Source organism: Streptomyces sp. NPDC029041, assembly GCF_040637515.1.
Classification (GTDB): Bacteria; Actinomycetota; Actinomycetes; order Streptomycetales; family Streptomycetaceae; genus Streptomyces.
This window is the reverse complement of sequence record NZ_JBEZWO010000002.1, coordinates 599,875-620,149: the sequence shown is the minus strand read 5'-3', so window position 1 is coordinate 620,149 and position 20,275 is coordinate 599,875. Positions and strand designations below refer to the sequence as shown.

Genomic DNA, 20,275 nt, shown 5'->3' with positions numbered 1-20,275 from the left:
GGCCCGTATCCGGACCACCGTTGTGACGCATCTGGCGCGGAGGCTGGAGGCACGCATGAGTACGACCACTTCCCACACGTCCGAGTCCGACGGGCCGGCCGACGGACCGGTCCGGTCCGCCCGGCTCATCCAGAACGAGGCCACCACCGAGATCCCCGTCCATCTGCTGTTCCGTGACGACCCCGACCCCGCTCCGGTGCCGGTGAAACCGGCGGTCGTCGGCCGCAGGCAGGGCACGGGAGAGCAGCCGCGCCTCAGACGCCCGGCGGCCGCCCGGAAGCGCCCGGTGCCCGAAGTGGACCCCGGCCTCGTGGAGCGGCCCGCGCGGGTGCTGCCCGGCGCGGCAGGCGTACTGGCCGGAGCCTGCGGCGCGGCCGGGTGCGTGGCCACCTCCTGGTGGGCCGGGGTGCTGCCGCCGCTCGTGCTGGAGGCGCTGCGGCTGCCCGCGTACACCGGGGCAGGGCTCGGCCCCGCGCAGTGGGCGGCGTACGCGGGGGCCGGGGCGCTCGGGCTGTTCGGGCTCGGCGGGCTGGCCCGGGGCCGCACCGGACGTGCCTGGGTGCTGGACCTGTTCGGCCGCTACCGGGGGACCGTCCGGCGCTCCGGCCTGCTGTGGGTCAACCCGCTGCTGCTGCGCCGCCGGGTGGACGTACGCCTGCGGCACTGGCGCAGCGAGCCCGTGCCCGCGGCCGACGGGAGCGGGGTCGCGCTGCGGGTGGTCGTGCTGGTGGTGTGGCGGGTACGGGACACCGCCCGGGCCGTGCTGGGCGTCGAGGACCACGAGACGTATCTGCGGGAGTGCGTCGAGGCGGCGCTGGCCCGGGTGCCGGTGGAGATGCCGGGCGGGCCGCGGGGTGCCGGGGACGCGGCGGCCGAGGCGCTGACCGGCTTGGTGGCGGCGGACGCGGCCCCGGTCGGCCTGGAGGTGTTCTCCGTGCAGCCGGTCCGCGTGGAGTACGCCCCCGAGATCGCCGCCGCGATGCACCGCCGCCGGATCGCGCAGCTGGACGCCCGGCACCGGGCGAGCGTGCTCTCCTCGGTCGTGGACTCGGTGGAGGACACCGTGACCCGGCTGACCATGCGGGGGCTGGTCGAACTCGACGACTACGAGCGAAAAGTGCTGGTGAAGGACCTGACGGTGGCGTTCTGCGCCGGCCGGGGAGAAACAGCCCCGTGATTGGTATGGACATGTTCAACTAGCGGCCATAATCTCGAACTTGGTCTAGACCTACATGCACGGCTCACCGAACCTCCCCCACGTTCACCAGGAGCGGCAGCATGCGAACCAGGACCAAGGTGTCCGCAGCCGCGGTGGGACTGGCCACGACCGGAGCCCTCGTGCTCTCCTCCGGCGGTGCCAGCGGCCACGGCTACACCGACCTCCCCATCAGCCGGCAGAAGCTCTGCCAGAACGGCACCGTGACCAACTGCGGATCCATCCAGTGGGAACCGCAGAGCGTCGAGGGACCGAAGGGCTTCCCGGCCTCCGGCCCCGCCGACGGGCAGATCTGCAACGCCGGCCTCGGCCGGTTCAGTCAGCTCAGCGCACCGCGGACCCCGTCCGGCGGCGCCTGGCCGGCCACCAGGGTGACGGGTGGCCAGAGCTACACGTTCCGCTGGCAGTTCACCGCCATGCACGCCACGACCGACTTCAAGTACTACGTCACCAAGCCGGGCTGGAACCAGAACCACAACCTGGCCCGGTCCGACCTCAACCTCACCCCGTTCCTCACGGTGCCGTACAACGGGCAGCGTCCACCGTCCACGCTCTCCCACAGCGGCAGGCTGCCGACCGGGCTCAGCGGCCGGCACGTCATCGTGGCCGTGTGGACGATCGCCGACACGGCCAACGCGTTCTACGCCTGCTCGGACGTCACCTTCTGACCCCTTGTGAACCTCTGAGCTTCTCTTGAGTCACCGCTGCGGCCGGTGTGGGTAGGTTCCTGCCACACCGGCCGCTCGAAGGCCGCCCAGGGCCTCGGGGGAGCTCATGGAAATCTTCTTCTACATCGTGCCCACGCTCATGATCGCGGTCGCCTCCTGTGCCGTGGTCGTGGTGGTCCGGCGCTCCGTGCGGGTCAGCCGCGCCTGGAACAGCGGCCTGACCGCCGAGGCCCGCTGCCTGCGGGTGTACACCACGACGAGTGGGGGCGGCGACAGCTCGGTGCACACCTCTCTGCACCACGTGTACGAGTTCACCACGCGCGACGGCCGCGGCGTCCGCTTCGAGGAGCAGGGCGGGCCCGGGACGGTCCTCGAGGGCGACATCGTCACCGTGCACTACCCGGCGGACCGCCCGGAGCACGCCACGGCCAGGCCCCCGGCGCACGGGAAGCTCGCCGCGGGCACGGGATGTCTGCTCGCCTTCCTCGGCACGTTCATCCTGTTCGCCATCGGCTTCATGGCGGTGACGTACGCGATGTTCTCCGCCGTGGGCGACTTCATGCAGCCGTAGCGCTCCACATCTGACGGTACGTCAACTACCGTGCGCGCCCATGGACTCCAGGGCGAACACGGTCGCGGAACTCATCGCCGCCCGGTGGGGCGACCACCGCCCCGGGCTGCGGTACGAGGACCGGACCCTCACGCACCACGAGGTGGCGGCGGGCGCGGCGGCCCGGGCGGCACTCCTCACGGACCTCCTGCCGCCGGCCGCCGAACCCCACCTCGGGGTGCTGCTCGGCAACACCCCCGAGTTCCCGCTCTGGCTGGGCGCCGCGGCCCTGGCCGGGGCGGCCGTCGCCGGAATCAACCCCACCCGGCGCGGGGCCGAACTCGCCCGCGACATCCTCCACACCGAATGCCGGGTCCTGATCACCGAACGGGCCCACCTGCCGCTGCTCGCGGGCCTGGACCTGCCGGGAGTCCGCCTGCTGGTGACGGACACCCCGGAGTACGCCGAGCTCCTCACCCCCTACGCGGACGTCCGCCCCGACCCTCGCAGGGCCACCCCCGGCGACCGTTTCCTGCTCTGCTTCACCTCCGGCTCGACCGGCGCCCCCAAGGCCGCACTCTGCTCCCAAGGGCGCCTGACAGCAGCCGGCCGCTCCCTGGCGGACCAGTTCTCCCTGTCCCGGGACGACGTCCACTACGTCTGTATGCCGATGTTCCACGGCAACGCGGTGATCGCCGACTGGGCACCCGCGCTGGTGACCGGCGCGGCGGTGGCGCTGCGCCGCCGCTTCTCGGCGTCCGCGTTCCTGCCGGACGTACGCCGCTACGGGGCGACGTACTTCACGTACGTCGGCCGGGCGATCCAGTACGTCCTGGCCACCCGGCCGCGCCCGGACGACCGCGACCACTGCCTGCGCCTGGGCTTCGGCACGGAGGCCGGCGCGGTGGACGCGGCCGCCTTCGAGCGGCGGTTCGGGGCGGCGCTGGTGGAGGGCTACGGCTCGTCGGAGGGCGGGGCGGCGATCACGTGGACCCCGGGCACGCCGCCGGGTGCGGTCGGCCGGGCCGCCCCCGGGCTCGTCGTCCTCGACCGGGAGACCCGCGCGGAGTGCGAGGCGGCCGTCTTCGACGGGGCGGGGCGGCTGCTCAACGGGGACGAGGCGATCGGCGAGCTCGTCAACCAGGGGCCCAGCCCCTTCGAGGGCTACTGGCGCAACCCTCCGGCCGAGGCGGAACGCCGTGAGGGAGGCTGGTACTGGACGGGCGACCTCTTCTACCGCGACACCGACGGCTACCTCTACTTCGCCGGCCGCACCGACGACCGCCTCCGCGTGGACGGGGAGAACCTGGCCGCTGCGATGATCGAGAACATCCTCGCGCGGTACGAGGGGGCGGAGGCGGTCTGTGTGTACGCCGTACCGGACCCGGTGACCGGGGACCAGGTGATGGCCACGATCGCCGGGTCGTTCGACCCGGAGGGCTTCGCGGCGTTCCTCGCCGCCCAGCCCGACCTGGGGACGAAGATGGCTCCCCGGTTCGTACGGGTGGTGGAGCGGATGCCGGTGACGGCGACGAACAAGATCCGCCGGGCGGAACTGCGCGGGGAGGGGGTCCGGTGCGCCGGTCCCGTGTGGTGGCGGCCGCCCGGGGAGCGGGCGTACCGCAGGCTGACCGAGGGGGACCGGAGACGCGCTGAGGGGCCCCTCGCTCCCACGAGAGGCCCCTCATCCGTGCGCCGCCAGGGACTCGAACCCCGGACCCGCTGATTAAGAGTCAGCTGCTCTAACCAACTGAGCTAGCGGCGCATGACTCCCGCCTGCCATCGGAACCGTGTTCCGCGGCGGGCGACGGGGAAAATACTACCCAATGCCGGGGGGTGCTTCTGACCACCCGGCACGGGGCCAGGGGGCTTCTAGATCGCCAGCGAGAGCAGCACCGGTGCGGCGTGGCGGTTGAGGGTGTCCGCGGCCTGGCGCAGGCGGTGGGCGTGCTCGATCGGGAGGGACAGGGCCAGGCAGCCGACGGAGGAGCCGGCCGTGATCGGGACGGCCGCGCAGACCGTGCCGATCGCGTACTCCTGGAGGTCCAGGACGGGGACGGTCGGCGGCTGTGCCTCCAGGCGGGAGAGCAGCAGCCGGTCGCTGGTGATGGTGCGCGAGGTGAGGCGGGCCATCTTGTGCCGGGCGAGGTGGTCACGGCGGCCGGCGTGGTCGAGCTGGGTGAGCAGGCTCTTGCCGATGGCGGTGGCGTGGGCAGAGGAGCGGAAGTCGACCCACTCGTTGACCGCGGGCGTGGACGGGCTGTCGGCGTAGTGGGTGATGCTGATCTCGCCGTCGACGTACCGGCTCATGTAGACCGCGGCACCGACCGAGTCCCGCAGCCGGTCCAGGGTGCGCTGGAGCTTGTCGCGCAGGGCCTGCTCGCGGTGGTGGGCGGAGCCGAGGCGGGCCAGGGTCTCGCCCGTGACGTAGGCGCCGTCGGAGATCTGCTCGATGTAGCCCTCGCGGCGCAGCATGCGTAGGAGCGCGGTCAGCCGCTCCGGCGCGATGCGGGTGTGCAGGGCTATCTCCGCGTCGGTGACACCGCTGGTGCCGCGCGCCACCGTGTCGAGGACGCGCAGGGCTTCCTGGGCCGAGTGGTACGGGGTGGTCGGCTCGTGCTTCAGCGCCACGGTGGTCTCCCCCTGCGCTTGCTGTAGGGCCGTGATCCGGTCAGTGAACCTGTTCCAGGTTAACCGGCAATGGGCTTGTCAGGAGCGGGGGTTGACAAGATTCCCGGGGCCGCGGACTGGGGCAATGACACTCTGGCACGTGCCAGAAGCATGCCCCAGTCCCGGTGTCGGTCAGCGGGCCGGGCGTCCGGCCTGCTCACGTGCTGTAGTCACAGCACTGCGCTGAGGAACTCCCGTGTCCGGTCCAGCTCCGGGTCGCTGAAGATTTTCTCCGGCGTTCCGGACTCGATGATCCGGCCGTGGTCGAACATCAGTACCTGGTCGGAGATGTCCCGGGCGAAATTCATCTCGTGGGTCACGCAGAGCATCGTGATGTCGGTGGAGCGGGCGATGTCCCTGAGGACGTCGAGGACTCCGGCGACCAGCTCGGGGTCGAGCGCGGAGGTGACCTCGTCCAGCAGCAGCACCTGCGGCCGCATCGCCAGGGCCCGGGCGATCGCCACCCGCTGCTGCTGGCCGCCGGAGAGCTGGGCCGGGTGCGCGTCGCACTTGTCGGCCAGGCCCACCAGGTCGAGCAGGCCCTTGGCCCGTTCCACCGCCTCGTCCTTCGACAGGCCGAGGACGGTCACCGGCGCCTCGGTGATGTTCCGCAGCACCGTCATGTTCGGGAACAGGTTGAACTGCTGGAAGACCATCCCGATCTTCTTGCGGACCTCGCGGACCTGCTTGTCCGAGGCCGGGAACAGCTGCTGCCCGTCGACCGTGATCGTGCCCTCGTCGGGCTTGAGCAGGGTCATCAGCAGCCGCAGGATCGTGGTCTTGCCGGAACCGGACGGCCCGATCAGGGTGACGTGCTTGCCGGCGTCGACCGAGAAGTCCAGGTGGTCCAGGACGGTGTTGCTCCCGAACCGCTTGGTGACCTGCTCCAGCCGGATCAGCTCGCCCGTGCTGCCGGCGGGGTCCTTCTCCGGATTGGTCTCGGGCTGGGGAATGGTGTCAGTGGGCAAGGCGTCGCTCCAAGGCTCGCAGGGCAAGGGAGGCCAGGTAGGATATGACGATGAAGGCCACGCCGATCACCGTCAGCGGCTCGGTGAACTGGAAGTGCTCCTGCGAGTACAGGCGCGCCTGGCCGAGCATCTCCAGCACGGTGATCGCCATGACCATCGGCGTGTCCTTGAGCATGGAGATGACGTAGTTGCCGAGTGCCGGGACCACGCGGCGCACCGCCTGCGGCAGGATCACCGCGGTCCACGTCCGGCGCAGCGGCAGGTTCAGTGCCGTCGCCGCCTCCCACTGGCCGACCGGCACGGCCTCGATGCCGGCCCGGTAGACCTGCATCGTGTACGTCGAGTAGTGCAGTCCGATCGCGAAGACACCGGTGGTCAGCGCCGAGAAGGCCAGACCCCACTCGGGCAGCACGTAGAAGAGGAAGAACAGCTGCACCAGCAGCGGGGTGTTGCGGACGAACTCCGTGACCGCGCCGACCGGCCAGGTCACCCAGCGCGAGGGCACCCGCATGAGCAGCGCCCACACCAGGCCCAGCGCGAACGAGATCAGCGAACCGAGGGCCAGGATCTGCACGGTGACGAGCAGACCGTCCCAGAAGTGCGGCATGAAGCCGCTGACAGCGCTCCAGTCCCACTTCATGCGACGGCACCTCCGATCCCGGTCGTCTTCGGACGATCCAGTTCCTGGCCGGGCGTGCTCCCGACGGGCTTACCGGTGCCGGCCTTCAGCTTGCGCTCCAGGCCGCGCATGCCGCGGGTCAGCGCGAAGGCGATCACGAAGTAGATCAGCAGCACGATCGTGTAGATCTCCGCGCTCTCCTGGAGCGCCAGACGCACCAGGTTGCCGCTGAACGCCAGGTCGCCCATGCCCATGATGGACACCAGGGCGGTGCCCTTGAGCAGTTCGACCAGCAGGTTGGAGAACGGCGGGATCATCTCCGGCACGGCCTGCGGCAGCAGGATCAGCCGCAGCCGCTGCCAGGGCGTGAAGCTGAGCGCGATCCCGCCCTCCTTCTGCGCCGGGTCGACCGCGTTCAGCGCGCCGCGCACGATCTCGGAGCCGTACGCCCCGTAGGTCAGGCCCAGCGCCAGGGTGCCCGCCCACAGCGGCACCAGCTGCCAGCCGAAGGCGATGGGCAGCACGAAGTACACCCAGAAGATCATGACCAGCGCCGAGGTGCCGCGGAACACCTCGGTGTAGACGCCCGCGAGGAAGCGGACGATCCACAGCCGGTGGGTGCGCGCGACGCCGACGCCGAAGGAGACCGCGGCGGCCAGCAGGGCGCTGCAGACGAGCAGCTGGATCGTGACCCAGACGCCCTTGAGTACGAGTTCCCAGAGTCCCGAGGTCATCCGCCGCAGAGCTCCTTCGCGGTCAGATCCGTCATCTCGGACTCGGTGAACCCGAACGGCTTGAGGATGCGGAGCAGTTCGCCGCTCTTCTTGAGCTTGCGCAGCTCCACGTTGAAGGCGTCGCGCAGTTTCGTCTCGGTCGGCCGGAACGCGAAGGCGCCCCCGTCGACGTGCGGCTTGCCGCCGACGATCGGCTTGAACGGATCGGTGGCCTCCGCCTTGGCGGACTTCTTCACCACCTCGCGCACGGTGAGCGCCGTGCCGGCGAACACGTCCACGCGCCCCGCCTCGACGGCGTTGAGCCCCGCCACCTGGTCCGGGACGATGAGGATGTCGCTCTCCTCGTACCCGGCGTCCACGGCGTACTGGATCTCGGCGTAGCCGGTCCCGGTGGCGAACTTCGCCTTCTTCTCCACGACGTCCTGGTAGCTGCGCAGCCCCTTCGGGTTGCCCTTGCGCACGATGAACGCGTCGAGCATCTGATAGTCGGGGTCGGCGAAGATGACCTGCTCGCAGCGCTCGGGGTTCACGTACATCCCGGCGGCCACGACGTCGAATTGCTGGGAGTTCAGGCCCGGGATGAGCGAACCGAACTCGGTGGGCACGGGCTGCACCCGGTCGACGCCGAGCCGCTTGAAGATCACCTTGGCCAGTTCCGGTGCCTCACCGGTCAGTTCGCCGTTCTTGTCGATGAAGCCGAACGGGATCTCTCCGGCGATGCCGAGCCGGACGACGCCCGCCGCCCGGAGCCGGTCGAGCAGGTCACCGCCCTCGGCGTCCGAGGCGGTGGCGACCCGGCTGCATCCTGCGGCGCCCAGCGCGCCGAGCGCCGCCACCCCCGCGAGCAGCGACCGGCGGGTGGGCCCGGGGACGGGCCGGGGTATGGGTTCGGGACGTCTGAAGGGGCTTCTCTGTGGTGGAGCCATGGGCGCGCGGCTACCCGACCGCCCCCGAGTTATGCCGATCTTTTCAAGCCCCGCACGTGGCCCGTGCACCCTTGACCGCAGCGGCGACGGGCACTCCCATGGAGGCATGGCTGATCGCTACATCGAAGTCTCGCTGGTCAAGCGCGACGTGACCTGCACGGCCAGGCTGCTGGACGACCGCGCGCCGATCACCTGCGCGGCCGTCTGGGATTCCCTGCCGCTGGCCGGCGACGTCTACCACGCGAAGTACGCACGCAACGAGATCTACGCCCTTTTCCCGCCCTTCGCCGAAACCGAACCACCCCTGGAAAACCCGACCATCACCCCGATCCCCGGCGATCTGTGCTATTTCACCTTCGCCGGGGCGGAGTTGGGGACCAAGGCGTACGGCTACGACCGCGAGGTCCGCGCCGGGACCACCCTCGTCGACCTGGCCCTGTTCTACGAACGCAACAACCTGCTGCTGAACGGCGACGTCGGCTGGGTGCCCGGCATCGTCTGGGGCCAGGTCGTCGACGGCCTGGAAACCATGGCCGAGGCGTGCAACGACCTGTGGAGGTCGGGAGCGGCGGGGGAGTCGCTCAGCTTCCGGAGGGCGTAGGCCGGCCGGCCGAGGCCACCCCGGCCTCGTACAGCGCGTGGGCCGCCCGCAGCACCAGATCGTCCCGGTGCCGGGCGGCCACGAGCTGCAGACCGACCGGCAGACCGTCCGCGTCCGAGCCGACCGGCACGCTCGCCGCGGGCTGCTGCGTCATGTTGAACGGGTAGGTGAACGGGGTCCAGCCCGTCCACCGCCGATGGCCGGAACCCTTCGGTACCTCGGCGCCCGCCTCGAAGGCCGTGAGCGGCATGGTCGGCGTGACGAGCAGGTCGTAGGTGTCGTGGAAACGGCCCATCCGGCGGCCCAGGTCCATCCGGACGTCCACCGCGGCCAGATAGTCCAGCGCCGAGTACCGGGCACCCCGCGCACAGATCTCCCGCAGACCCGGGTCCAGCACCTCCCGCTGGTGCGGGCCCAGGTGCTGGGTCACCCGGGCCGCCCCGCTGAACCACAGGGTGTGGAAGGCCTCCACCGGGTCGGTGAGGTCCGGGTCGGTCTCCGTGACGTACGCGCCGAGTTCCGCCAGCCGCTCCACCGCCCGCCGCACCGCCCGCGCGACCGCCGGCTGCACCGCCACCTGCCCGCCCAGCGACGGCGAGAACGCCACCCGCAGCCCGCGCACCCCGCCCGCCAGGCCGTCCGTGTACGGGCCGGCCGGGGCGGAGAGGGCCGACCAGTCACGCGAGTCCGGATGGCCGATGACGTCCATCAGCAGGGCCGCGTCCGCCGCGTCCCGGGTCATCGGCCCGACGTGCGCCAGTGTGCCGAACGCGCTCGCCGGGTAGAGCGGCACCCGCCCGTACGTCGGCTTCAGCGCGAAGATCCCGCAGAACGAGGCCGGGATGCGCACGCTGCCGCCGCCGTCCGTGCCCAGCGACAGCGGTCCCGCGCCGAGGGCCACCGCCGCGGCGCTGCCACCGCTCGACCCGCCCGCGGTACGGGTCGGATCGCACGGGTTGCGCGTCACACCGCTGAGCGGCGAGTCCGTCACGCCCTTCCAGCCGAACTCGGGCGTCGTCGTCTTGCCGATGAAGACCGCCCCGTGCTCCCGCAGCCGGGCCACGGAGGGGGCGTCCTCGTCCCACTTCCCCGCCGGATCCACGGCCCTCGACCCGCGCAGGGTCGGCGCCCCGCGCTGCAGCAGGATGTCCTTGACGGTGACCGGCACCCCGTCCAGCAGCCCGCGTGGCTCACCGCGCCGCCATCGCTCCTCCGACTGCCCGGCCCGCTCCAGCGCCTCCTCGGCGGTCAGCCGGACGAACGCGTTCACCTCCGGCTGGATCGACTCGGCCCGCTCCAGCGCCGCGCGCGTCGCCTCCACAGGACTCCACTCGCCCCTGCGGTACCCGTCGAGCAGCCGTACGGCGGTCAGGTCGGTGAGCTCGGTCATGCACCCTCCAAGGGAGCGCCGGACGTCAGTGCCCGGGTACATACCCACGCTGCTTGTCGACCACGTTCTTCAACGGCTCTCCGGCCGCCCACTGTTCGTACAACTCCACGAACTGCCGACCGAGTTCGTCGCGCCAGCCGATGGTGTCGCCGCTCATGTGCGGGGACACGATCAGGTCCGGGGCCTGCCACAACGGGCTGTCGGCGGGCAGGGGTTCGGCCTCGAAGACGTCCAGGGCGGCGCCCGCGATCCAGCGCTTGGCCAGGGCCTCGGCCAGCGCGTCCTCGACGACGAGCTGACCACGGCCGATGTTGACGAACCGGGCGGAGGGCTGCATCAGGCCGAAGCGGCGGGCGTCGAACATCCCGTGCGTCTCGTCCGTGAGCGGGGCCGCCGCGATCACCCAGTCGGCGCGGGCCAGCAGCCGGTCCAGGTCCTCCGGGCCGTGCACGCCGGAGCGCGCGGCGCGGCCCACGAGCGCGGTGGTGATGTCCAGCGCCCCCAGCGTGCGCGCGATCGCCCGCCCGATCGGCCCCGACCCGACCACGACGGCCCGGGTCCCGGCGATCCGCTGCGACTCACGGTGCCGCCAGGTCCGCTCCCGCTGGAGCTCCAGGGTCCGCGGCAGATCCTTGGCCATCGCCAGCACGAGCGCGGCGACGTACTCGGCGATCGGCTGGTCGAAGACGCCGCGTGCGTTCGTCACCACCGTGTCCGAAGCGGCGAGTTCCGGACACATCAGATGGTCCACGCCGGCGCTCGCCGTATGCACCCAGCGTGGCCGCGGACCCGCGCCCGGCCAGGCGTCGCGCACGGCGCGCGAGGTGAAGTCCCACACCAGCAGGACGTCCGCGTGCGGGAGGCGCTCGGCCAGATGTGCCGCGTCGGTGTGTTCGATACGGGCGCGGCCGGTGAGGCTGCCGAGGCGGGGCAGGGGTTCGGCGTCCAGGACGAGCAGGGTGGGCATGGGCATGAGCAGCCGATTCTCCAGCCGTGCGGCGGGGCCGGCCGGCCCCGTGGCGCCGGTCGGTGACGACGAGTTAACCCGGTGTTGACCAAGGAGTGATCCGGGCGGATTGACCACGCTCGCACCCGAACCTACCGTCGTCAACACGGGCGTTCCCACGATCCGTTGCACACTCGTTGCCCAGCGTGAGGCCGGTGCCTGCCATGGACGTCTCATTTCTCGGCGGGCCCAGCCCGCAGCGCGGGGTCGGCGTCGTCGCCCCCTTCGACTTCGCACTCGACCGCGAACTGTGGCGCTGGGTGCCGGGCGAAGTCTCCCTGCACATGACACGAACGCCCTACGTGCCGGTCGAGGTCAGTCTCGACCTGGCCCGGCTGGTCAGTGAGCACGAGACGCTGAGCGAGGCGGTCCGCACGCTCAACGCCATCGCCCCCGAGGTCGTGGCCTACGCCTGCACGTCCGGCAGCTTCGTCGGCGGCATGATGGGCGAGCGGGCGATGTGCGAGGCGATGAGCCGGGCCGGTGCCGTACCGGCGATCACCACCTCCGGCGCGCTGCTGGAGGCCCTGGTGGAACTGGACGTGCGCCGGGTGGCGCTGGTGACGCCGTACACGGTCTCGGTGACGCGGTCGCTGGAGGCCTACGTCGCCCAGGCCGGTGTCGCGATCTCCGGCTGCGCCTTCATGGGGCTGACCCGGCACATCTGGAAGGTCCCCTACCGCGAGGTCGTGGACATGGCCCGGCAGGCCGTCCGCGGTGACGCCGACGCGCTGTTCATCAGCTGCACCAACCTGCCCACGTACGACGTGATCCCGCAGCTGGAGGCCGAGCTGCGCATCCCCGTGATCTCGGCCAACCAAGTGACGATGTGGGCGGCACTGCGCCGACTGGGTACCCGTGCGGTGGGGCCGTACCAAGCGCTGATCAATCCGGCGGCGCGTTCCGGTCCCGCAGTGCCGGGGGCGGACCCCGGTCCCGTACTGCCGGAAGAAGAGCAGCAGCAGGAAGGCTGGACATGACAGCACTGGGATTCCTCTACCCGGGCCACTCCGCCGAGGACGACTATCCGCGCATCGAGCAGTTGCTGGGCAGCGACATCCGGGTGGACCTGGTGCACACCGACATCGGTGAGGACGCGCACCGGGTGGACGCGCTGCTCGAGATGGGCTCCGCCGGGCGGCTCGCGGCGGGCGTCCAGGAACTGCGGCACGCCGGAGCGGACGCCGTGGTGTGGGCCTGCACGAGCGGCAGCTTCGTCTACGGCTGGGACGGTGCGCAGGAACAGGTCCGCGCCCTGGCCCAGACCGCCGGCATGCCGGCCTCGTCGACGTCCTTCGCTTTCGCGCACGCGGTGCGCGAGGTGGGCGCGCGCAGGGTCGCGATCGGTGCGACCTACCCGGAGGACGTGGCGCAGCTGTTCGCCGAGTTCCTCCGCGCGGCCGGTGTGGAGGTGGTGTCGGTCAACAGCTCCGGCATCATCACCGCCGCCGAGGTCGGCACGTGGGGCGAGGCCGAACTCCTCGCCCTGGCCCGCGGCTCCGACCACCCCGACGCCGAAGCGCTCCTCCTGCCCGACACGGCCCTCCACACGGCCGCCCACATCCAGGCCCTGGAGAAGGAACTCGGCAAGCCGGTCCTCACCGCCAACCAGGTCACGGTCTGGGAGGGCCTGCGCCTGGCGGACCGGCGGGTGAACGCGCCGGAGCTGGGCGCGCTGTTCACGAGGGAGCCGATCGTCCAGGCGTGAGCCGAAGGCCTGATCCTCGCCCCCGGCGGCCCGGCCCGCGTTTCACGGCCTCCGCTCCGGGGGCGGGGGCGGAGGATGTGGCGGTGGCGGGAGGACGGGCGGCTCCCGGCGGCGACGCCCGAGGGCCGAGGGGAACGCGAAGCCGACGGCCGAGCCGGCGACGGCTCCGACCGCCAGGGCCAGGGCGACGTCCCACCAGGCACCGGAGCCGAGCAGCTGCTGCGGTCCGGCCACCACGGCCCCGAAGCAGCCCGCCGCGACCGCGCCGCGCAGGCGGGTGTGCGGACCGGCCCCGCCCCCGCTCACAGCCGGTCGCTCCGTGCGCGCCGTCGGCGGAGCACCCACAGCACGAGGTAGGCCGCGAGAGCGGTCGTGAAGAGCGCGCCCACCGTCACCCTGGCCGCCACCCGGACGACCCCCTCCGGATCCCGGAGGGCCTCGGCCAGGTTCATGGCGAGGGCCGACGCGAACGCGGCCTTGAGGCAGCCCGCCGCTCGTGCCGCCCGGTACGTACCCGTCTCCATGGACTGCCGAGTGCCCCGGGGTGGCGGGAAAAGGGCGCCGTGCCCGTGAACCCGTCCTTCATGGGGGCCGGAATCGGTCCCACCCCTTCTTCGGTGCGGATCGGGGCATACGCACTCCAACAGCCCACTCCGTGCTGAGGAATGCTCAACTCCGCCACATCACACGAAACTTCGATTGACCGAAAGCGCGTTCCCCCTCCGTCGTCCATTGCGTGCACACTGACCACGTCCGCAGCCAGTCGTGCCGTGAAGGACTCCCGATGGCCGTACCGGGCCCGTTCAGATCCTGTGCAAGCGCTGTCCGGCTGGCCGGGCGCCTGCTGTGCTGGAGCCTGGCCGCGGCCATGGTCTCCGCCGCCGTGGACGCCTTCCTCGATCCCCGGGCCCGCTGGTGGGGCATCGTGTGGCCGCTGCCCTGGTGGCTTGTCTGTGCGTCAGCCCTCGCGTGGACCGTCCTGCGGGCCCGTGAGAAGGCCGACCGCCCCCCTCCGCACGACAGCGTGCGCAGCGATTGGGACCGGGCCGCCTGACCTGTCGACGCGCTTCAGGGGGAATAACCGGAGACAGTCTCCCGTTATGGCCGGAACGACAGCACACGGCCCACAGCAGGAGGCACCCCACCGTGGCGGCAGACGAGACACGCGGCGCGGCAGACGAGATACGCGGCGCAGCACGGGGCAGCGCCCCCGTCCCCCTCTCCGTACTGGACCTGGTCACCGTGGGGGCCGGTCGTACCGCCTCCGACGCCCTGCGCACCAGCGTCGACCTGGTCCGGCTCGCGGAGAACCGGGGCTTCCACCGCTACTGGGTCGCCGAGCACCACTCCATGCCGGGCGTGGCCTCCTCCTCCCCGGCCGTGATCCTGGCCCACCTCGCCGCCCACACCGACCGCATCCGGCTCGGCTCGGGCGGTGTCATGCTGCCCAATCACGCCCCGCTCGTCATCGCCGAGCAGTTCGGGACGCTGGAGGCCATGGCCCCGGGCCGGATCGACCTCGGCCTCGGCCGCGCCCCCGGCACGGACGGTGCCACGGCCGCCGCCCTGCGCCGCGCGGAACGGCTGAACGAGGGCGCCGACGACTTCCCCCAGCAGCTCGCCGAGCTGACCCGCTTCCTCGACGACGACTTCCCCGACGGCCATCCCTACCGCCGCATCCACGCGGTCCCCGGTCCGGTCCAGGCCACCTCCCCCGGCGGCGTCCAGTCCCCGCACCGCCCGCCTCTCTGGCTGCTCGGCTCCTCCGGCTTCAGCGCCCGCCTCGCCGGGACCCTGGGGCTGCCCTTCGCCTTCGCCCACCACTTCTCCGCGCAGAACACGATCCCGGCCCTGGACCTGTACCGGGAGTCCTTCCGACCGTCCGCCGTGCTCGCCGAGCCGTACGCCCTCATCGGCGTCTCCGCGTTCGCCGCCGACGAGGAGCGGGAGGCCCGCCGGCAGGTGCTGTCCGCCGCCCTCAGCATGGTCCGGCTGCGCACCGGCCGCCCCGGCCTCGTGCCCACCCCGCAGGAGGCGGAGGCCTACGAGTTCAGCCCCATGGAGCGCGAGTTCGTCGACTCCTGGAACGCCAACGTCATCCACGGCACCCCGGACGAGGTGCGTTCGGGCCTGGACGACCTCGCCAAGCGCACCGGCGCCGACGAGCTGATGATCACGGCCAACGCGCACGGCGGCGACGTCCGTGTCCGTTCCTACGAACTCATCGCCGACGCCTACGGGTTGCCGACGCCCGCCTCGGCCTGAACGCCCGGCGTGCCCAGCAGCTCGGAGATGCGGTCCGGCGGCACCGGGCGGGAGTAGAGCCAGCCCTGTCCGGTGTCGCAGCCGATGCTGCGCAGCCGGGTCGCCTGCGCCGAGGTCTCGACGCATTCGGCCGTGACGGTCAGCCCGAGCCGGTGCGCGAGCTGGATCATCGCCTCGACGACGACGGCGTCGGCCGGATTCGCGCGGGCGGCCGCCTCCCGGTCGTCGTACTGGAAGCCGCGCACGAACGATCCGTCCAGCTTCAGCACCGACACCGGCAGCCGGCTCAGGTAGGCGAGGTTCGAATAGCCGGTGCCGAAGTCGTCGATGGCGATCCGCACCCCCATGTCGCTGAGCGCCTTCAGGGTCTGCAGCGGACGGCCCGCCGAGCCCATCACCGCCGACTCGGTCAGCTCCAGCTGGAGCAGGTGCGGCGCGAGGCCCGTCTCGGCCAGGGTCTCCGCCACGTCGGCCACCAGGTCGGAGTCCCAGACCTGCCGCACCGCCACGTTCACGCTGACGAAGATCGGCGGCTCGTCCGGGTGGTCCAGCTGCCACCGCCGGGCCTGCCGGCAGGCCGTGCGCAGCACCCAGCGGCCCAGCGGGACGATCGAACCGTCCTCCTCCGCAAGTCCGATGAACCGATTCGGCGTCAGTACGCCGAACTGAGGATGATTCCAGCGGACGAGTGCCTCGACCCCGTGCAGCCGGTCGTCCTCCATGCCCACCAGTGGCTGGTACTCCAGCTGGAACTCGCCCCGCTCGATGGCCGGCCGAAGGGTGGAGGCCAGGGCCTGGCGGGTCATGCGGTGGGCGTTGCGTTCCGGGTCGAACAGCGTCCAGCGGGCCTTGCCGTCCGTCTTCGCCCAGTAGAGCGTGGTGTCCGCCGCCTGCATCAGCGCGGTGGGGGTGGTGCCCGCGGCGTGCCGCTCCACGACCCCGATCGACGCCGAGACCGACAGCCGCTGCCCGGAGATGTCGAACGGTTCCTGGACCGCGCGCAGCGCCGACTCGGCCAGCTCGGCCAGCTGTTCGGTGCCCGTGGAGTCCTCGACGAGCAGTGCGAACTCGTCACCGCCGAGCCGGGCCACCAGCGGGATGCTGGTCCGTGAGTGCCCCGCTTCGTCCGCGCAGCGCATGAGACGCTCGGCGACGGCGGCCAGCAGCCGGTCGCCGACGCGGTGGCCGAGGGTGTCGTTGATGGCCTTGAAGCCGTCCAGGTCCAGGTAGCACAGCCCGATCCGGCCCGTGCCGCTCTGCTCGTAGGACTCCGCCTCCAGCGCGGCCGACAGCCGTTCGAAGAACAGCGTGCGGTTGGGCAGCCGGGTCACCGGGTCGTGCATCTGCAAGTGCCTTAGCCGGGCCTGGAGTTCCCGGCGGGCGCTGATGTCGGCGACGGACAGCAGGACCCCGCTGTCCTCGGCGGGCAGCGGGGTGACCGTCACCTGCACCCACAGCGAGTGCCCGTCGGGGTGCTTGAGCCGGCGCGTGCAGCGCAACCGCGACTGCCGGCCGCGCAGCACCTCGCGGTAGGCGTGCCAGGTACGGGCGTCGGAGGTGAGGTCGACCAGGTCGGCGGCGACGGACCCGGGAAGCCCGTCCGGGCCGGTGCCGAGCAGCGCGGCGAGCGCGTCGTTGGCGCTGACGACCGTGCCCTCGCGGTCCACGACCGCCATGGCGAGCGGGGCGGCCGTGAAGACCGAGCGGTAGGGCTGCCGGGACGGCGGCTCGGTACGGGGAGACGTGTCGATCTCACTCTCTGTGACGACCGGCCGGTCCAGGTCTGCCGCGGGCGCCGGCCCTTCGGAGGTTCCGCTCACCGCTCGCTCCCGCATGTATTCGATCTCTGTCCGTGCAGGAAAGGTCAGGAAAGTGTGCCGATCATAGAGGCTGGCCCCAGGGCCTTCCAGCCGGTGTCCAGTCTTCCCGGCCAACCGGCCCTTCTGCCAGATCGTTTCTGCGCGCAGCTGGACGGCTTCTTCAGGCCCCCGACCAGTTGTGACGTTCTGTGAGTGCTTCGGGGATGTCGGCTTCCGTGATTTTTCGGCCCCTTCACCCGACCGGTGCAGGCAAACAGGACGCAGTACGACAAATCATCACACGCTGGGTGCGGTGTCCCGCGATCCGTACCCGGAGGTATACCCGTGCCGCGTCCGTTTCCGCGCGCCCGACTGCGCAGCACCGCGGCCGTGTTCACCACTATGTCGGCGCTCGCCGCCACCTCCCTCGGTGCCGGCCCCTCGGCCGCCGAGCCCGGCTCGGCCGCGCCGTGCGCCCTGACCCGGACCGACGCCCACCACTCGGAGGGCCTGGACACCTGGAACGCCGCCTATCCGCGCCCGGCCCGGTCCCTGGACGCGGTCATGGTCTTCCTGTCCTTCCCGGACGCCCACCCGCTGACCACCCCGCAGGAGCTGACCGCCGACCACTTCCCGGCCACCACCCGCTTCTTCGAACAGGCTTCCTACGGCCGCTTCACCCTGCGCCCGCACGCCCTGCGGCACTGGATCCGGATGCCGAAGCCGTCCACCGCGTACGACATAAGGCGGGACTGGAGCCCCGCGCGCCGGGCCGCCTACCTGCACGACGCCCTGTCCGCGGCCGATCCCCGGGTCGACTTCTCCCGCTACGACGTCGTGTACTTCGTCGCCGACCCGGACGCCCCCGGCGTGGACTCCGATGCGACCAAGGTGGTGAACCTGACGAGCCCGCTGCGGGCCGACGGCACCGAGCTGCGCCGGATCGTCACCGTGTTCGAGCAGCATCCGCCGGACCGGCTCGTCCTCGCCCACGAGACCGGGCACGTGTTCGACCTTCCCGACCTGTACCACCGGCCCGCCGACGGCAAGGGCGACTGGGACACGCACGTCGGCGACTGGGACCTGATGGGCAGCCAGTTCGGCCTGGCGCCCGACCTCTTCGCGTGGCACAAGTGGAAGCTGGGCTGGCTGGACTCGCGGCAGGTGCGGTGTGTGCAGGACGCCGGGTCCGCCCGGCTGACCCTGGAGCCGCTGACGGCGGGGCCGGGGATGCCGCTGACGGGGGCGGCGGGGGCGCAGGCCTTCGGGCTCGGGCGGGGCGCGAAGCTCGCTGTGGTGCGGACGGGGGTCGACAGCGTGCTCGCCTTCGAGGCGCGGGTGCCGGTGGGCAACGACGCGGGCGCGTGCCGGCAGGGGGTGCTGGTGTACCGGGTGCGGGGCGGGGCGCAGTCCGGGAGCGGACCCATCGAGGTGATCGACGCCCATCCGCACACCGACGCGTGCTGGGAGAACTCCGTCTACCCACCCCTCGCCGACGCCCCGATCGGCATCGGGGAGAGCTTCACGGTGCCGGGGGAAGGGGTGCGGGTGAAGGTGGAGGGGCGTACGGCCTCCGGGGCGTGGACGGTGAAGATCGCGGTGGGGCGCTGAGGGTGTTCCGGGACACGCAAGAGGCCCCTCGCTCTCGCGAGAGGCCTCTTACCGTCTGGTGCGCCGCCAGGGACTCGAACCCCGGACCCGCTGATTAAGAGTCAGCTGCTCTAACCAACTGAGCTAGCGGCGCCTGCTGACGTCGTAGACCTTAGCACCCTGGTCGGCGGGAGGAAAAATCGAAATCCGCACCGCCGAGCGGGCCGCCCGGACGGCCGCCCAGAGCAGTACCTCGGGCCCGGGCAGCCAGGGCTGACGGGTGTCGGGGGCGACGAGCCAGCGGGTGGCGGAGCGGGCGGGGGCGGCGGTTTCCGTGGACGCCCGGGCGGTGGGGGAGGTGCTCTCCGACGGGGCCGGGACGGTCACCGCGTCGCCGGTGCCGTGGCACAGCAGGGGCGGTACGGCGTTCGTACGGCGGGCGTCCCGGGCGTCCCGGCCCCGGCCGCGGGTGCCCCACTCCTCCCACTCCAGCAGCACGGGGAGCCGCTGGGCCGTCCCCGGGGCGGCGAACAGCAGCATCCGGCCGCGGAACTCCGCGACCGGCCCCGAGCCGGGGCCGTCGTCCCACAGCCGGTCGAGCATGCGTCGGCCGAACATCGCGGGCGCGCTGACCACGTCGAAGACCGAGCCGCAGGGCAGCACGACCGGCGCGTCCGGCCGCTCCTCCCAGAGGGCGAGCGTGCTTCGCGGATACGTTCCTGCCGAGGCGAGCCAGGCGGCCCCGTCCGGGGTGACATCGGAGGCGTTCCATGCGCTGCTCATGGCAGGCATGTCTACCCCGCGTGAGCGTCCGGCTCCCGAGGGTTGTGCGAAATCGGGACAGGAGCGGGTGGGAGGGAGTATCTTGCCCGCCTGGCATATGCCACGTGATCAGTAAGGGGTGACGGCAGGGCCTCTCAGGCGGTGCCGCCGGGCCCCCATCCCTCGACGCCGCCCCGCATCAGATCCCGCCCGAACTCGACCATTTTCTTGGCGTAGTCCTCGGTCCACTCCGCCCGCTCGGCGATGTCTGCCGTCGTCAGCCGGTCGAACCTGCGCGGATCGGCCAGCTGCGCCGCCGCCATCGCCTGGAACTCCACCGCCCGGTCCGCCGCGGCCCGGAACGCCAGCGTCAGCTCCGTCGCCCGGGCCAGCAGCGCCCGGGGGTCGTCGATCGACTCGAGGTCGAAGAAGTGCTCAGGGTCGGAGGCCGCCTCCGCGGGCTCGAAGAGCAGGGGCGCGGGGCGTAGCCGCGGTTCGTTCCGACGCGGCGTGGGCTCCGCCATGTCTTCTCCTCCTCGTACGTCGCGCTGACCCTCTCGGTGGAGTGGGCCACCGTCCATTGTCTCGCGGGCGCGCAAGTGGGCATCGCAGTAGCGGGTACGGCCGCCCCACCACCCGGTGTTCGTCAGAGCCTCGGGGGCACGCCGCTTTCCGGCCAGATCACGGTCGCCGCCCCACCCTGTGCTCCGCCAGGTGCGCCAGCACCGCGTGGTTGGCCTCCCAGCCGTCCGGGCTGTGTTCATCGGCCGCCTCCGGCGGCTGGCCGGCCTCCGGCCGGGGGC

At 71.9% G+C, this 20,275-nt stretch carries 22 protein-coding genes and 2 tRNA genes; 10 read left to right on the top strand and 14 right to left on the bottom strand.

Translation table 11 applies throughout. From position 1 onward, the window contains the following. The first annotated feature begins 55 nt into the window (after positions 1-55). The 4 genes from AB0F04_RS06385 to AB0F04_RS06370 all read left to right on the top strand — a co-directional run bounded on the left by AB0F04_RS06385 (position 56) and on the right by AB0F04_RS06370 (position 4,160). Positions 56-1,177, top strand: a complete 1,122-nt coding sequence (locus tag AB0F04_RS06385; protein WP_362038358.1) for an SPFH domain-containing protein — start codon at positions 56-58, stop codon at positions 1,175-1,177. A gap of 101 nt (positions 1,178-1,278) precedes the next feature. Continuing rightward, the gene (locus tag AB0F04_RS06380) at positions 1,279-1,884 is read left to right on the top strand and encodes a lytic polysaccharide monooxygenase (protein ID WP_362038356.1); all 606 of its coding nucleotides are present in this window, start codon (positions 1,279-1,281) and stop codon (positions 1,882-1,884) included. Positions 1,885-1,990: 106 nt separating this feature from the next. Continuing rightward, on the top strand, positions 1,991-2,455 hold the full coding sequence (locus AB0F04_RS06375; RefSeq protein ID WP_362038354.1) for a DUF3592 domain-containing protein: 465 nt from the start codon (positions 1,991-1,993) through the stop codon (positions 2,453-2,455). A gap of 40 nt (positions 2,456-2,495) precedes the next feature. Continuing rightward, positions 2,496-4,160, top strand: coding sequence for a long-chain-fatty-acid--CoA ligase (locus tag AB0F04_RS06370; RefSeq protein WP_362038351.1), 1,665 nt, complete (start codon positions 2,496-2,498; stop codon positions 4,158-4,160). On the opposite strand, the gene AB0F04_RS06365 is transcribed toward AB0F04_RS06370, so the two are convergent. The 6 genes from AB0F04_RS06365 to ehuB form a co-directional block, all read right to left on the bottom strand. Then, positions 4,126-4,199: transfer RNA gene (locus AB0F04_RS06365), tRNA-Lys, on the bottom strand. The genes AB0F04_RS06370 and AB0F04_RS06365 overlap by 35 nt on opposite strands. 107 nt (positions 4,200-4,306) lie before the next feature. Further along, the gene (locus AB0F04_RS06360) at positions 4,307-5,065 is read right to left on the bottom strand and encodes an IclR family transcriptional regulator C-terminal domain-containing protein (RefSeq protein WP_362038349.1); all 759 of its coding nucleotides are present in this window, start codon (positions 5,063-5,065) and stop codon (positions 4,307-4,309) included. Between the two features lie 209 nt (positions 5,066-5,274). Further along, positions 5,275-6,057, bottom strand: coding sequence for an ectoine/hydroxyectoine ABC transporter ATP-binding protein EhuA (gene ehuA, locus AB0F04_RS06355; protein ID WP_362038688.1), 783 nt, complete (start codon positions 6,055-6,057; stop codon positions 5,275-5,277). Positions 6,058-6,061: 4 nt separating this feature from the next. Further along, positions 6,062-6,712, bottom strand: coding sequence for an ectoine/hydroxyectoine ABC transporter permease subunit EhuD (gene ehuD / locus AB0F04_RS06350; protein WP_362038347.1), 651 nt, complete (start codon positions 6,710-6,712; stop codon positions 6,062-6,064). Then, positions 6,709-7,425 (bottom strand): ectoine/hydroxyectoine ABC transporter permease subunit EhuC, encoded by a 717-nt coding sequence (gene ehuC, locus AB0F04_RS06345; RefSeq protein ID WP_362038345.1) that lies wholly within the window; start codon positions 7,423-7,425, stop codon positions 6,709-6,711. Before ehuC ends, ehuD begins: the two co-directional genes overlap by 4 nt. Then, positions 7,422-8,351 (bottom strand): ectoine/hydroxyectoine ABC transporter substrate-binding protein EhuB, encoded by a 930-nt coding sequence (gene ehuB / locus AB0F04_RS06340; protein ID WP_362038344.1) that lies wholly within the window; start codon positions 8,349-8,351, stop codon positions 7,422-7,424. Before ehuB ends, ehuC begins: the two co-directional genes overlap by 4 nt. Before the next feature lie 106 nt (positions 8,352-8,457). On the opposite strand from ehuB, the gene AB0F04_RS06335 reads away from it, so the two are divergent. Further along, positions 8,458-8,952, top strand: coding sequence for a DUF3830 family protein (locus tag AB0F04_RS06335; RefSeq protein ID WP_359627871.1), 495 nt, complete (start codon positions 8,458-8,460; stop codon positions 8,950-8,952). Here AB0F04_RS06335 and AB0F04_RS06330 read toward each other — a convergent pair. Together AB0F04_RS06330 and AB0F04_RS06325 are read right to left on the bottom strand one after the other, a co-directional pair. Then, complete coding sequence (locus AB0F04_RS06330; protein ID WP_362038341.1) at positions 8,933-10,342, bottom strand: amidase; 1,410 nt, start codon at positions 10,340-10,342, stop codon at positions 8,933-8,935. The two genes, AB0F04_RS06335 and AB0F04_RS06330, sit on opposite strands and share 20 nt — an antisense overlap. 25 nt (positions 10,343-10,367) lie before the next feature. Then, the gene (locus AB0F04_RS06325; RefSeq protein WP_362038339.1) at positions 10,368-11,315 is read right to left on the bottom strand and encodes a D-2-hydroxyacid dehydrogenase; all 948 of its coding nucleotides are present in this window, start codon (positions 11,313-11,315) and stop codon (positions 10,368-10,370) included. Positions 11,316-11,512: 197 nt separating this feature from the next. Here AB0F04_RS06325 and AB0F04_RS06320 point away from each other — a divergent pair, with 197 nt between their 5' ends. Together AB0F04_RS06320 and AB0F04_RS06315 are read left to right on the top strand one after the other, a co-directional pair. Then, complete coding sequence (locus tag AB0F04_RS06320) at positions 11,513-12,328, top strand: aspartate/glutamate racemase family protein (RefSeq protein WP_362038337.1); 816 nt, start codon at positions 11,513-11,515, stop codon at positions 12,326-12,328. Next, the gene (locus AB0F04_RS06315; RefSeq protein WP_362038334.1) at positions 12,325-13,056 is read left to right on the top strand and encodes an aspartate/glutamate racemase family protein; all 732 of its coding nucleotides are present in this window, start codon (positions 12,325-12,327) and stop codon (positions 13,054-13,056) included. Before AB0F04_RS06320 ends, AB0F04_RS06315 begins: the two co-directional genes overlap by 4 nt. Before the next feature lie 42 nt (positions 13,057-13,098). On the opposite strand, the gene AB0F04_RS06310 is transcribed toward AB0F04_RS06315, so the two are convergent. Further along, positions 13,099-13,362 (bottom strand): hypothetical protein, encoded by a 264-nt coding sequence (locus AB0F04_RS06310; RefSeq protein WP_362038332.1) that lies wholly within the window; start codon positions 13,360-13,362, stop codon positions 13,099-13,101. Next, the gene (locus AB0F04_RS06305) at positions 13,359-13,580 is read right to left on the bottom strand and encodes a hypothetical protein (protein WP_362038330.1); all 222 of its coding nucleotides are present in this window, start codon (positions 13,578-13,580) and stop codon (positions 13,359-13,361) included. The genes AB0F04_RS06310 and AB0F04_RS06305 overlap by 4 nt, the downstream gene beginning before the upstream one ends. Positions 13,581-13,840: 260 nt before the next feature. On the opposite strand from AB0F04_RS06305, the gene AB0F04_RS06300 reads away from it, so the two are divergent. Next, positions 13,841-14,110: a hypothetical protein gene (locus AB0F04_RS06300; RefSeq protein ID WP_362038328.1), complete on the top strand. Its 270-nt coding sequence runs from the start codon at positions 13,841-13,843 to the stop codon at positions 14,108-14,110. Between the two features lie 92 nt (positions 14,111-14,202). Then, the gene (locus tag AB0F04_RS06295; protein ID WP_362038326.1) at positions 14,203-15,321 is read left to right on the top strand and encodes an LLM class flavin-dependent oxidoreductase; all 1,119 of its coding nucleotides are present in this window, start codon (positions 14,203-14,205) and stop codon (positions 15,319-15,321) included. On the opposite strand, the gene AB0F04_RS06290 is transcribed toward AB0F04_RS06295, so the two are convergent. Next, positions 15,291-17,156: an EAL domain-containing protein gene (locus AB0F04_RS06290; protein ID WP_362038323.1), complete on the bottom strand. Its 1,866-nt coding sequence runs from the start codon at positions 17,154-17,156 to the stop codon at positions 15,291-15,293. The genes AB0F04_RS06295 and AB0F04_RS06290 overlap by 31 nt on opposite strands. A 309-nt stretch (positions 17,157-17,465) precedes the next feature. On the opposite strand from AB0F04_RS06290, the gene AB0F04_RS06285 reads away from it, so the two are divergent. Continuing rightward, positions 17,466-18,731, top strand: a complete 1,266-nt coding sequence (locus AB0F04_RS06285) for a M6 family metalloprotease domain-containing protein (RefSeq protein ID WP_362038321.1) — start codon at positions 17,466-17,468, stop codon at positions 18,729-18,731. A 56-nt stretch (positions 18,732-18,787) separates the two neighbouring features. On the opposite strand, the gene AB0F04_RS06280 is transcribed toward AB0F04_RS06285, so the two are convergent. From AB0F04_RS06280 to AB0F04_RS06270, 3 genes are all read right to left on the bottom strand, one after another. Beyond that, positions 18,788-18,864, bottom strand: a tRNA-Lys gene (locus tag AB0F04_RS06280). Further along, positions 18,855-19,493, bottom strand: coding sequence for a bifunctional DNA primase/polymerase (locus AB0F04_RS06275; RefSeq protein WP_362038319.1), 639 nt, complete (start codon positions 19,491-19,493; stop codon positions 18,855-18,857). Before AB0F04_RS06275 ends, AB0F04_RS06280 begins: the two co-directional genes overlap by 10 nt. A gap of 134 nt (positions 19,494-19,627) precedes the next feature. Continuing rightward, positions 19,628-19,996 carry a hypothetical protein gene (locus tag AB0F04_RS06270; RefSeq protein WP_362038317.1) on the bottom strand — a complete coding sequence of 123 codons (369 nt, stop codon included), beginning with the start codon at positions 19,994-19,996 and terminating at the stop codon, positions 19,628-19,630. Positions 19,997-20,275 lie beyond the last annotated feature (279 nt).